The organism is Mesobacillus jeotgali, assembly GCF_014856545.2.
GTDB lineage: Bacteria > Bacillota > Bacilli > Bacillales > Cytobacillaceae > Mesobacillus.
Map to the genome: position 1 here is coordinate 1,449,242 of NZ_CP109811.1, position 13,297 is coordinate 1,462,538.

Genomic DNA, 13,297 nt, shown 5'->3' on the forward strand with positions numbered 1-13,297 from the left:
TTAAGTCTATAAAAAAAACCACCGTAAACCCGAAGCCGATGCTCCAGGTTCTAACGGTGGTTAGTCTTTAGCAGGGTCGCTGCCAAGTGCCATACCTTATAAGTTACAGAATTTTTCTTGAATGTCCTCATCAAAAACAAAGATGGACATTCCAAAATCACGATCGATATCTATATCTACAAAAAGTTCTACCAACTTGCAGCCGAGAAACTCTTCCATTTCTTCTGGAGGATTCTTTCGGTACATTTCTTTGACCATTTCTGTTCTGGCCGCCCTAAGTGCCTGTTTTCCTTCATTGGCTGATGCAATGAATTTTTCTACAGGTGAAAGGTTTCCTTCCATTTCGCAGATGGCCCATTTCTTACAGAAGGTAGTGGTTATTTTGCTTGGCCCTTTGCCCATATGCTTTTTGCGAAAGGATCGGACCAGATTGCTGAATTCTGCCTCGTATTTATTCATATTATCCTCCTGTTATCTATACAGGTTATAAGACGATAGGTATTTTACCATATTGAGAGGCAATTAGAAAAGCGCAACCGCCTTGGTCAGCCCCGACAAGCGCTGGAGGGCCGACCGGTGAAGTCGTTCTTTGACTTCATTGGGCGGACCGAATTCGAAATGTATAGGCGACTGCCCAACTCCGACAAGCGTTGGAGGGCATGACAGTGAAGTCGTTCTTTGACTTCATTGGCAGGACCGAAACGTCTCGAGGAGTCAGGAGCCGTAGCTAGACAAGCGACTCGAGGGGCTAGGCGCTTGAGCTAGACAATTCTTAAAATTATATATAATTCTTCAGATAATTTTTAAGGCATTAACCAGCTAGTCTTTCATTAGCTTCATTTTGTTTTCGTAGCTTATTGATGTCGCGGCGGATTAGAATGGACACCGCCAGCGCAACAACGAACAGTCCGCTGAAGAACGTTAAGCTTGTTGCATAGCTTCCTGTAGTGTCTTTCATCCAGGCTGCGAACATTGGTCCAGCCAATCCTGCAGCTGCCCATGCAGTCAGGATATAGCCGTGTATCGCACCGAGCTGTTTTGTTCCAAATATGTCACCGATGAATGCTGGAATGGCTGCAAAACCCCCGCCATACATTGTGTAAACTACCGCAAGCATTACCTGGAATAGAAAGGCTTCCTTTGTATGCGGCAGCAGCATGAACAAGACAATCTGTGTTGCAAAGAAAATTGTGTATGTGTTGGGGCGGCCGATATAGTCAGAAATCGAAGCCCATGCAATTCGTCCAAAGCCGTTGAATAGACCTAAAACACCTACAAGTGCAGCTGCCTCTGCTGTCGATAGACCAACACTTTCTTCTGCTAACGGTTTTGCAGCTGAAAGGATGGCGATTCCGCAAGTAACATTGATGAACAGCATCACCCAAAGATAGTAAAAACGTGAAGTTTTTATTGCTTCATTGGCTGTCAGCTGGGAAAGGTCTTTCTTGACTTTCACTTTTCCTGATTCAGCTTTTTCCTTAAAGCCTTTTGGTGCCCAATCAACAGGAGGCCTTTCGAGGTAAAGGGACGACAGTGTCATGATAATAAAATAAGCTGCACCGAGAATGTAAAATGTATTGGCAGTTCCTACAGATTTAATCAGAGAATCCATGATTGGGCTGCTGATCGCTGCTGCAAATCCAAATCCCATGATGGCAAGTCCTGTGGCAAGCCCACGTCTGTCTGGGAACCATTTTACCAAAGTGGAAACCGGGGCTATATATCCGACTCCCAGACCGATTCCGCCTAAAACACCATAAGTAACATACAATAATGGCAATGAACCGAGATTGACCGCCAGTCCTGAGCCTAAAATACCTGCTCCGAAAAAGGCTGCTGCCAGGAGTCCGGCTTTTCTTGGACCGTGTTTTTCAACAAAATGCCCGAGGAACGCTGCGGATAATCCTAAAAATAAAATGGCAAGGCTGAATGTAAATTGTACTTGCTTGGAAGTCCAGCCGAACTCCTCGATTAATGGGTTCGTAAAGTTGCTCCAGGCATATACAGACCCAATGGAAATATGAATTCCCACTGCTGAGGCTGCAATAAGCCATCGATTCTTCGTTTTTTTCATGCTTTTTCCCCTTTACTTTGTTTGTTTTTGCACATGACCAATGACTGCAACAATGAAGTGGCTGGAATCTCTTAAACTGCAAAACTCTTGATTCCAAGTACGATATGTATTCTATTGCCGTTTTCTTACAGAGCGAGCACCTTGAAAAAACAGAAAACCGTCAATCTTTCCAAGCCCGCCATAAAAAACGGACATTGACAGAAAAATTGACGGTTAGTACTAAGCAGGTATCGCTACTTACGGACCAACAGTTAATCGCTTACATTTCCATTACACCTTAACCGACGACAGGATCGCTATCTCGAATCAAAATGTGACAGAATAGTGAACTTCGGGAAAATTTTATCATCTTAGAACTTCAGATGCAATAGATTTTAGGTTGCTAACTCAATTTTACACTATGAGTGTGTTGTAAATTTTTCTTGTGAAAAAGAAAAGATTGTGTTTAGATTTTAAGTATTCTCAAATTCTTAAAATTCCAGGTGACGACTATGTTAGAAAATATGAGTGATAAATATACCATAACAAAATATCAGGATGGACAATTCCAGGATGTAGAGGATGTCATCGTAAATGAGTTCCCATTAACCATCTATGTAAATGACATGGAGTTTGCAACCATGGTTTGCACTCCTACACACTTTGAGGAAATGGTTGTCGGATTCCTTGCATCTGAAGGGGTTATCCGTTCCTACAATGACATTCATTCACTTAGCATTGATGAAAGCAGAGGGTATGCCTACGTTATGCTAAAAGTGACTATGACGACAAACCAGGAGTATTATTCAAAACGCTTTATTGGATCCTGCTGCGGGAAGAGCCGTCAATTTTATTTTCACAATGATGCCAGGACAGCAAAAACCTCTATGTCCAATACAACCATATCAGCGACTCAAAGCATTGCACTGATGAATCAGATGCAGAACAGCTCCCAGGTTTTTATGGAAACTGGAGGGGTACATAACGCAGCTCTTTGTTCACCTGATGAAATGATCGCAGTGCGCACGGATATTGGACGACATAATGCACTGGATAAATTATATGGATATAGCATTCTCAATAGAGTGCCAGTACGAAATAAAATCATAGTATTTAGTGGCAGGATTTCTTCAGAAGTACTATTAAAGGCTGCGAAGATCGGGGTAGGAATCGTCCTGTCTAAATCTGCGCCAACAGACCTTGCAATCAAATTGGCAAAGGATTTAAATATCACTGCTGTAGGGTTTATCCGGGGAAAATCCTTTAATGTGTATTCCTGTCCAGAAAGAATTATTGATTAACTTCTTCTTTAGTCAAATATTTATATCTTAAAAGCAAAGTATATATTTTTGATTAGTTTTCATTAGAACAAAAGGACTAAAAGCCAGGGACCGTATTCGGTTTCTGGCTTTTCTTAGTATAATGTATTTTTTTCAGGAATCATGTCGGACAAGCAAGAATACGGAGTATACCAGAGGATATGCCGGGAAAAGAGAGGCTCGATTAGCTGAGTAGACGAGAGCCTTGCATATAGGAGTATTTCGTGAATTATCAGATAATTTACGTTTTGATTGAATATTACAATATTGTTACAATTATCTTCATAAACAAATATTCACATCCAGGAGCAATATTTAGAGAAATAGGAAATATGAATGAATTCCGAAATTAATAGTTTAAATGTTTGAGAAGTGGGTATTAAAGCTTTAGGGCGAATGTTGCGGTTTTTTATACATAGGTTATAAGGGCCGTTTAACAGAATAAATATTAAAGAAGTATAGATTATGAGGGGGAGTTTTAAACAGTGAAGAAAATTTTAACTTTATTCATTTTAATGGTGACCATTGCAGGTCTCCTGGCTGCGTGTGGCAGTGATGAAAAGGCATCCGGTGACGGCGGCATGAAGTTGGCTGAGGATGGCAAGTTCACTTTCGCTTCTTCTGGTGAATTCAAGCCATTCAGCGTAACAGACGGATCAGGCAAGATGAGTGGTTTTGACATCGATGTTGCCGAAGCAGTGGCAAAGGAAATCGGTTTGGAACCAAACCAGAAAAAGTTCAAGTTTGCTAGTATCGTAGAAGGTGTCAAGTCAGGGCGTTTCGATGCAGCTGTTGCCAGCCATACCATTAACGAAGATCGCTTGAAGCACGTGGATTTCTCCACACCATACTACTATTCAGGACCTCAAATTTTCGTAAGACCAGACAGCGATGCTGAAAAACTCGCCGACCTTGAGGGACTGGAAATTGCTGTTTCAAAAGGTTCTACCTATGCAAAGACTGCTGAAGAAGTGACAAATAATATTGTGCTTTATGACAGTGACGTAACTGCTTTAGAAGCGCTAGCCAACGGAAGGCACGACGCTGTTATAACGGACTTTATTACAGGGAAAGAAGCAATTGGTGCTGGTCTTGAAATTGAAGGCAAAGAGCTTCTTGGCCGAAGCGAGCAGGCAATTGCCGTAGCCCAAGACAACGATGAATTACTGGAGAAAGTCAACGAGGCATTGGAAACTTTAAGAGAAAATGGAACGTTGAAAGAAATCAGTGAAAAATATTTCGGTGAAGACATTACAGCTAAACCGGAGTAATAAGTTGTCATCTGGAGCGAATGTGCGGTATTACTGCACATTCGTTTCTGCTTAAAAATGATGTTTACCTAGAACGATAATAGAGCCCACAGGGAGTTGAATGAATTTTGCCAAGTCTATCGCATGTTATAGAAGTCTTTTTTGACACGTATGATATATTCCTCAAAGGCATGCTACTCACATTGCAAGTTACAGCAGTATCAATCTTAATTGCTATTTTTATAGGATTGTTTTTTGCCTTTCTTAAAATCTCTGGCATTAAAGTGTTGGAATGGATTGCAAATGCCTATATCTATTTGGTCAGAGGAACCCCATTGATCGTCCAGATCTTTATTTTCTACTTTGGAATGACCAATTTAAACATCTCTGCTTTCTGGTCCGTTGCCCTTGGATTAGCGTTCCATAATGGAGCCTATATCGCGGAAATTTTCAGGGGAACAATCCAGTCTATTGACAAGGGACAAATGGAAGCTGGCCGTTCACTGGGAATGAGCAGAGTTCTGACAATGCGGAGAATCATCCTTCCACAAGCATTCCGCCGCGCCCTGCCGCCACTTGGGAATCAGTTCATCATTGGCCTCAAGGATTCATCATTAGCAGCTTTTATCGGAATGTATGAATTATTCAATGTTGCAACAACAAAAGGTGCAAACGACTTTGACAATATGACGTACCTGCTTATTGTTGCTGTGTACTATCTATTCCTTGTTTACTTGATATCTGCTTTGGTTGGACTGCTTGAGAAGAAACTTTCGGTAAGTGATTAAGGGGGAATTTGTTTTGGACGGAAGAGATATGATCAATGTGAAGAAACTGAATAAATCATTTGGCGACCTTCATGTATTGAAGGATGTTGATATAACGGTAAAAGAAAGCGACGTTGTGTGCTTGATAGGTGCCAGTGGATCTGGAAAAAGTACCTTGCTGCGCTGCCTGAACTTCCTGGAAATCAAGGACAATGGGCAAATCATTGTTGAAGGAGAAGAAATTAACGCAGAATCACATGACCTGAACGAAGTGCGCCAGAAAATTGGCATGGTTTTTCAGCACTTTAACCTGTTTCCACATAAAAATGTGATTGAGAATATTATCGAGGCACCAGTCCATGTAAAAGGTGTGAGCAGGTCGCAGGCGATCAAGGAAGCAAGAGAGCTGCTGGGGAAAGTTGGCCTCGCAGATAAAGAAAAGGTCTATCCTTCCAAGCTTTCCGGCGGCCAGAAGCAGCGGGTGGCAATTGCAAGAGCACTGGCGATGAAGCCTGATATCATGCTCTTCGATGAACCTACATCCGCACTTGACCCGGAACTGGTCGGGGAAGTATTGGCGACCATGAAGGAACTTGCAGAAGAAGGCATGACAATGGTAGTCGTTACCCACGAAATGGGCTTTGCCCGCGAAGTAGCAGATTGGGTTGTCTATATGCACGGAGGCCGGATTGTAGAAGTAGGTCATCCAGAGGAAATATTTGAAAACCCAGTCGAGGAACGTACACGTGAGTTTTTAAGCAAAACATTTTAATGAGTGGACGCTTAGGTTCTCTAAGCGTTCATTTTTAACTTATTAGGAGCTAAGTTTTACGTGGATGAAGGTAAACCTTGTTTCACGATGGATAATTGAAGGAAAAAGATTGCAGAATAATTACATGGCAATATGTCATGAGATCTTCCTCCTCTTCCAATTTAATTCCTTACATTGAAGGTGCATAAAATTTGTTTACATTTATTGAAAAATGCATATTTATTGGAGGCTGACATGATCAAGAATATTTTATCGAACTTTGTTTTTTCAGTGTCAGCTGCGGTGATTTTGTTGTTCGTCGTAGTTGGGGCTATTGTGCCAAAGAAGTTTGGTGCAGTGGCTGGAGAGTTATTTGGTTTTACAACTGTTAATTTTGGCTGGTTTTACTTGCTGGCAGTATTTATTATTGTGTTATTTTTAATAGGATTGGCTGTCAGTAAATATGGTGCCATCAGGCTTGGTGGTGAAGGGGAACGGCCTGAGTTTTCTTTCTTTACCTGGATCGGCATGCTTTTCTCAGCCGGCTTTGGTGCCGGGCTCGTTTTCTGGGGAATTGCTGAACCAATGAGCCACTTTTTCAACACTCCTTTTGCGGATATCGAAGGAGAATCAAGGAATGCAGCCAGGGTAGCAATGGGCTATTCATTCTTCCATTGGGGGGTCAGCCAATGGTCGGTTTTTGCCATTGTGGGATTAGTAATCGGATTCCTTCAGTTCCGCAAACAAAGGAACGGTTTGGTATCTACAGCTCTTGAGCCGATTACAGGCACAAAACCCGCAGTCAAGAATACAATTGATACACTGGCCGTCGTGGCAACTGTAATGGGGATTGCAACATCTGTCGGGCTTGGTGTCCTGCAGATGAATGGCGGTTTGAACGCTGTGTTCGATACTGGAAACTCGATTGGCATTCAAATGATCATTATTTTGGTCATTTTCATTGCCTATATGATTTCATCTTCAACCGGGCTTGATAAAGGGATTGCAATGCTCAGCAACTTAAATCTCGGGATAGCGATTGTGCTTTTGTTATTCGTATTGATAGCTGGTCCTACCGTTTTTATCATGGAAAGCTTTACACTGGCAATTGGTGATTATTTCGCGAATTTCATCCAATACAGCCTGAGGCTTCAGCCATATCAGGAAGGAACCTGGACAAGGGATTGGACAATCTTTTACTGGGCATGGGCGATTGCGTGGTCTCCATTTGTTGGAGCGTTTGTTGCCCGTGTTTCAAAGGGAAGGACAATAAGGGAGTATATTTTTGGAGTCATGGTGATTCCGCCTGTAATTGCCTGCCTGTGGATTGCAGCCTTCGGTGGAACAGCTTTATGGAACGACCTGAATTACGACACAGGAATTGCTGCAGCAGTAAATGAAGATTTAACATCTGCTTTATTCAAAACTTTTGAAGTTCTGCCAATGACGTCAGTTTTGTCGATTTTATCGATTATTTTGATTTTCACCTTCCTGGTCACATCTGCAGACTCTGCTACCTATATTCTTGCCAGTATGACGACATCAGGAAGTTTGAACCCTCCAAGATTCGCGAAAATCGTCTGGGGTTCACTAATGGCAGCCATATCTGCCGTGTTGCTATATGCTGGCGGGCTCGAAGCATTGCAGACTGCTTCATTGATTGCCGCCCTTCCATTTACAGTCTTGCTTCTGCTGCTGATGTTCGCGATTCTTAAACTCCTGAAAAAAGAACCACTGCCAATAAGGCCGGCAGATTTAAGGAGATTCAGGAGATTAGAGAAGGCAGCGAGCAAGGAGCCTGAGAAAAATAAAAAGTGACGTTAACATATCTTAAATAACAGCATAAATGCAGATTCAGACTGTAGACAGACCCGGATGAGAAGCGGGAATGTCTGCAGTCTGTTTTATTTTGGAGAGCGTCCGGTTCATAGTGGCGTGGTTCGTAAGGGGATTGAAAGAAAGGGTTGCATTATTGGTTAACCTGCCTCACCTTTTGATAATGTGGCTGAAGGATCGTCTTCGGTGATTTCCTGACTAAAAAAAACTTCCCGCTAGCCGATATAATTTCCATATCCATCATGAAAAAACTACTAAGGGAAGTTTGCCAACATGTTTATAACTCAAAAACCAGAAGATATAGTTATTTTTCAAGGAGAATATTCACTGGCGATCGTATTTCTTTCGATAGTCATTGCTTTTCTCGCATCTTTTACTGCCCTTTCACTAAACGAAAGGATTAGAAAGAATGGCTTTTTTGGGCGGAATTTTTGGCTGATCCTTGCTTCTATTGCAATGGGAATGGGAATTTGGGCTATGCATTTCATCGGCATGAGTGCTTTTAGACTTCCGGTGTCCATGCAATATAATCTTACAGCGACTGTTTTATCTGTTTTTCCAGCGGTAATGGCGTCATATCTGGCGTTTTATATTTCAAATCGGACGAATTCAACTCGCTGGCCGCAAGTGATTGCTGGCATTACGATGGGGATTGGCATTGCTTTGATGCATTATATCGGTATGTCTGCAATGGAAATGGATATTAAATATGCTTATCGTCCATTCCTTTTTATCCTTTCGATCATGATTGCCATCCTGGTTTCCTATGTTGCGTTATACATATTTACAAGCCTGCAAAAATTCATGGGAAACTTTTTTGTTAAGCTGATCACGTCCTTACTGATGGGAATAGCTGTCGCCAGCATGCATTATACAGGCATGGAGGCAGTTGTTTTTTACACGGAAGGAGAGGTGTTTCCGGCTCCTTCGCATGAACATCATCTGAATTATAGAATGCTCATCGTATCCGTGACTTTGGGAATTGGAGTGATTTTGGGGCTTTCGGGATTATCCAGCTTGCTGGACCGTTATGTCGATTTTCGTTTGAATCACTTCGACTCTTTAACCGGACTGCCAAATAGACGCCAGTTTGAAAAAATGCTCTCTGTCTCTTCACCAGGCAGCCTGGCAATCATCCATATACATGGACTTGAAAAGTGGAATAGACGATATGGATATGAAGTGGGTGATGAAGTCATAAAGGCAGTAAGTGAAATTCTTATCAAGATGAAGCCGGCGTTCTGTATACTTTACAGAATAGAAGGCAATCGGTTTGCCGTGATCCTAGAAAGTGAACGGGATAATGAAACACTGAAAATTTCCATGGAAAGAATTATGGCTATGATGAAAAAACCATTGATCATTAATGAAAAGAAATTAGTCATTGAAATGGTTTGTGCCTTAACCTCTTCGGAAGGGAATGACCGCGCTGAACTATTTGCAAATACATTGGCAGTGATTCAGCATTCTAACACAGCATTTAATCATGCAGTGATTGAATATGATCCAAAAATCCATACCTTGGCATTTGAACGGAATCTGATTCAGGATATTGACAGGGCGATGCAAGAAAATGAACTTTATGTTCTTTACCAGCCGAAAGTATGTTCCAGTACGCGGATAGTATCTGGAGTTGAAGCGTTGCTGCGATGGAAGCATTCGGTGCATGGGGTGATTTCACCAAGCATTTTCATACCGATTCTTGAAGAAAACGGGAAAATGCATGAAGTGACAGATTGGCTCATTGACCATGTGTGCCAGCAAATCAAATCCTGGAAGTCTCGAGATCTGCCAATTTTTAAAGTAGCAATCAATATTCCAGGGTCCTATTTCACTTCCCCACACTTAATGGAAACATTGAAAGAAAGCGTGTCAAAATATGAAATTCACAGCAAGTATCTCGAACTTGAAATTACAGAGACGAGTGTAATTGACCAGATAGAGGATGCAATAAGAGCAGTAGGTGCTTTCAAGGAATTTGGTTTTACTGTTGCCCTGGATGATTTCGGGACGGGGGTATCATCCTTATCTTATTTAAAGCGGTTGCCGATTTCGACTATGAAAATTGACAAGTCCTTTGTCGACGATGTACCTCAATCAGAAAAGGATTCCGCAATTATGAAAGCAATCGTTAGCCTTGGACATTCGTTGAAACTGAAAGTGGTAATTGAGGGAGTAGAAAACGAAGAACAGATGAAATTCCTATCCTCAAATTCCGATAATCCAATTATCCAAGGTTATTATTACTCTAAACCGCTAGATGCCAGAGAGCTTGTTGATTGGGTGAATGGTTTTAACGAACTTGCTGTCTGAGTAAATATTCCATGAATTTGTTAATAATTTCAAAATATAAATGAGGTATCTTCATTTTTATGGCGATACAACTAAAACAGAGGAGAAAAGTAAATGAATTTATCCATTTCACAAATTAAAAAGAAGTCTCTAGCTTCGTTGAAAGGAAAGTGGGGCATCGGTGTTGCTCTTACTTTTATTGTCTTTTTGGTCACTTCGATTGTGCCGTCGATTGTAGAAATAATATTAAGCGGCGGATTTTCTCAGTGGGCTAACCAAACTGAAACCCCTTTAATTGCCGATATTGTTAATCTATTTATCTCGTTTTTATTCATCCCGCTGACCGTAGCCAGCTACTGGTTTTACCTGGTCATTGCGAGATGGAATGACCCGAAGATTTCTGATGTCTTTCTGGTGTATAAAGAATGGGTGCTATCACTGAAGTTAATCGGAACATCCATCCTTGTAGGGATATTCACGATACTATGGTCATTGCTGCTGATTATACCAGGCATTATCAAAGGGATTTCTTATTCACAAGTGTTTTTCCTGCTGAGGGATAACCCTGAACTCTCTGCACTTGAAGCAATCACAGAAAGTAAAATCAGGATGAAGGGCTATAAGTGGAAATATTTCCTGATGAATCTTAGTTTTATAGGGTGGGTCTTCATTGCCATCTTTACTTTAGGAATCGGTTTCTTGTGGCTGACTCCGTACATCAGTACAGCTAATGCTACTTTTTATAATGAATTGATTGCACCGCAAGACCATGAAGAGGCAGAGCCTGCTGACTTGGAAAGTTAATGTTTAAAGTCCCAGCTAATATTCAGCTGGGATTTTTTATTGCCGAAGAGGTATTCTCCTCTATTTCCCTGGGGGGGCAGGGCGAGTGGTCATGCTCTTGATCATGCCATTTCATAACAATTGTAAAAGATTAAAGGATAATTGTGGAAAAAGCCGAATACTATTAGTTCATGAAAGATAAGAATTGAGGGGAAATATGAAAATAGACAGATCTACGTTATGTTGGGCGATCAGAAAGAAGGGTTCAGTCCGACTTTCGGTCACCTGGTGTCGATGATGGATTATGCGCGTGTTACAACCCTGGAAGAAGTGAAGGAATCTCAATTGAGGAGCTGGATTTCCTCGTTCATGATGAAGCAAACTCGATTGGCATGCTGCTTGCACATATGGCTGCCGTTGAAAGAATCTATCAGATTGTTACTTTTGAGAAAAGGGACCCAACTGTGGAAGAGGAAGAAGCCCTGGCAGCAGGTCTAGAACTTGGTGAAAAAGGAAGAGCGGCATTCATAGGGTTTCCTCTCGAACATTACCTTGCCGACCTCCAGGCTGCACGGGAAGATACATATCGTACATTCCGGACACTTTCTGATGAATGGTTGTTTGAGCAGACGAACTGGTGGTGGAACGAGCCGGGAAACAATTATTTTAAATGGTTCCATGTCCTTGAGGATGAATTGAATCATCGATGACAGATCAGGATAATTAAGAAGATATACAGTAAAGGAAAAGTGCGCGTCGTGAAATAAATCCAACTTTGTATTCAATAGCAGCAAAGTTTGAGAAAAGAGCCTAAATAAATTATCAGAGACTGCGGAGCAATCTGCAGGTTTTCATATTAATAGAATAGTCAGATAATATATAATTAGTTAAACGAGCTATAAGGGGGCTGTAAAATGAATAAACTATATAAGGATTTTCTGTTCTTTCCTGATATTAGTATCTTAATTGTTTTAATATTATCAGGAGTCGGAACATCTCTATTCATGGGGGTTACATGGTACATGTTTTTACTTTTCATTATTGGGATGGTTACCTTTGCTTTCAGCGAATACTTTACTCACCGATTCTTTTTCCATATAAAAGCTCCGAAAAATCCTTTATTCCTAAGGTTCATGAAAAGAATCCACTATGATCATCATACAGATCCTAATAACTTAAAACTTCTATTCCTGCCTTTGTGGTACAGCCTTCCTGGTTTTTTCGTCCTGTCTTATCTTTTTTATCTCGTTTCTAATAGCTTCAACCTGACAATTGCTTTCGGAACCGGTCTCATGACGATGCTATTGGTCTATGAATGGAAGCATTATGTTGCCCATCGGCCAATTAAACCAAAGACCAAATTCGGTCGCTGGGTGAAAAAAGTTCATATTCTCCATCACTATAAAAATGAAAATTTCTGGTATGGAGTCAGTACTCCGCTTGCCGACTTTCTATTTGGGACCTTTAAAGATGAAAAAAATGTCGAAACAAGCAGAACGGCTAAGGCATTGGGAAAACGTATGTAATCAGTTACTGGCCTGATTCCCTTTCAAGGCAATCAGGCTATTCATTTGTTTTTTGGATGAAAAAAACAAAATTTCTACATTTTTTTGAAACCTATTTACATGACAATCGTATTACATATCAAGAAATAAATGGAATAAGGGAGGGTGCTTGGTACATCTTAGCAAGGGGTGAGTAAAAATGGAGCTGTTTGGCATGCCATTAGAAACGATTTACTTTTACGGGTTGGTCATTTCAGGTGGAGTTACGATTATTTATTTGTTTTTCGGTGATGCCCTAGAGGGACTGACAGAAGCTATTCCTTTTGTGAATCCAACTTTAATTTTTTCCTTTGTTGCGATTTTTACAGCAGGCGGGTATTTAGGTGAAGTTTTTACAAAGCTGCACAGTATTTGGATTGCAGCTGTTTCTGCAATTATTGCTCTTATTCTAGTAACTTTGCTGAATGTGTTTGTGCTGATTCCACTATCAAATGCCGAGGAATCGCTCGTGTACAAAGAAAGTGATTTAAGAGGGAGAATCGGAACTGTCATTACTGGTATTCCAGTCGACGGCTATGGTGAAGTCATGATCGAGAATATCAGCGGCCGCATCTCTAAGCCGGCAGTCAGTTTTACAAAAACAGAAATACCTTATGGAAAAAAAGTACTGATCATCGATATTGAAAATGGTGTTCTGCAGGTCAAGTTGTATGAAGAATTAGAGACTTATATTTAGGGGGA

At 41.1% G+C, this 13,297-nt stretch carries 11 protein-coding genes and 1 pseudogene; 10 read left to right on the forward strand and 2 right to left on the reverse strand.

What is annotated here, in order from left to right; translation table 11 throughout:
* Positions 1-96 precede the first annotated feature (96 nt).
* Positions 97-459, reverse strand: coding sequence for a Na-translocating system protein MpsC family protein (locus FOF60_RS07170; RefSeq protein WP_192472940.1), 363 nt, complete (start codon positions 457-459; stop codon positions 97-99).
* Between the two features lie 352 nt (positions 460-811).
* A complete protein-coding gene (locus tag FOF60_RS07175) occupies positions 812-2,074 on the reverse strand; it encodes an L-lactate MFS transporter (RefSeq protein WP_192472941.1) in 1,263 nt (420 codons plus the stop codon).
* 491 nt (positions 2,075-2,565) lie between these two features.
* Between FOF60_RS07175 and fdhD the strand changes: the two genes are divergently transcribed.
* From fdhD to FOF60_RS07225, 10 genes and pseudogenes are all read left to right on the forward strand, one after another.
* Positions 2,566-3,354, forward strand: a complete 789-nt coding sequence (fdhD, locus tag FOF60_RS07180) for a formate dehydrogenase accessory sulfurtransferase FdhD (protein WP_192472942.1) — start codon at positions 2,566-2,568, stop codon at positions 3,352-3,354.
* 533 nt (positions 3,355-3,887) lie between these two features.
* Complete coding sequence (locus FOF60_RS07185; protein ID WP_192472971.1) at positions 3,888-4,643, forward strand: transporter substrate-binding domain-containing protein; 756 nt, start codon at positions 3,888-3,890, stop codon at positions 4,641-4,643.
* 107 nt (positions 4,644-4,750) lie between these two features.
* A complete protein-coding gene (locus tag FOF60_RS07190; RefSeq protein ID WP_041968211.1) occupies positions 4,751-5,410 on the forward strand; it encodes an amino acid ABC transporter permease in 660 nt (219 codons plus the stop codon).
* A 28-nt stretch (positions 5,411-5,438) separates the two neighbouring features.
* A complete protein-coding gene (locus FOF60_RS07195; RefSeq protein ID WP_192472972.1) occupies positions 5,439-6,161 on the forward strand; it encodes an amino acid ABC transporter ATP-binding protein in 723 nt (240 codons plus the stop codon).
* 234 nt (positions 6,162-6,395) lie between these two features.
* Positions 6,396-7,958: a BCCT family transporter gene (locus FOF60_RS07200; RefSeq protein ID WP_192472943.1), complete on the forward strand. Its 1,563-nt coding sequence runs from the start codon at positions 6,396-6,398 to the stop codon at positions 7,956-7,958.
* A gap of 291 nt (positions 7,959-8,249) precedes the next feature.
* Complete coding sequence (locus FOF60_RS07205) at positions 8,250-10,289, forward strand: putative bifunctional diguanylate cyclase/phosphodiesterase (protein WP_192472944.1); 2,040 nt, start codon at positions 8,250-8,252, stop codon at positions 10,287-10,289.
* 93 nt (positions 10,290-10,382) lie between these two features.
* A complete protein-coding gene (locus tag FOF60_RS07210) occupies positions 10,383-11,072 on the forward strand; it encodes a DUF975 family protein (protein ID WP_192472945.1) in 690 nt (229 codons plus the stop codon).
* Between the two features lie 219 nt (positions 11,073-11,291).
* Positions 11,292-11,761 (forward strand): annotated as a pseudogene (locus FOF60_RS07215) (DinB family protein).
* Between the two features lie 204 nt (positions 11,762-11,965).
* A complete protein-coding gene (locus tag FOF60_RS07220) occupies positions 11,966-12,577 on the forward strand; it encodes a sterol desaturase family protein (protein ID WP_192472946.1) in 612 nt (203 codons plus the stop codon).
* Positions 12,578-12,755: 178 nt separating this feature from the next.
* Complete coding sequence (locus tag FOF60_RS07225; protein WP_192472947.1) at positions 12,756-13,292, forward strand: NfeD family protein; 537 nt, start codon at positions 12,756-12,758, stop codon at positions 13,290-13,292.
* The last annotated feature ends 5 nt before the right edge of the window (positions 13,293-13,297 follow it).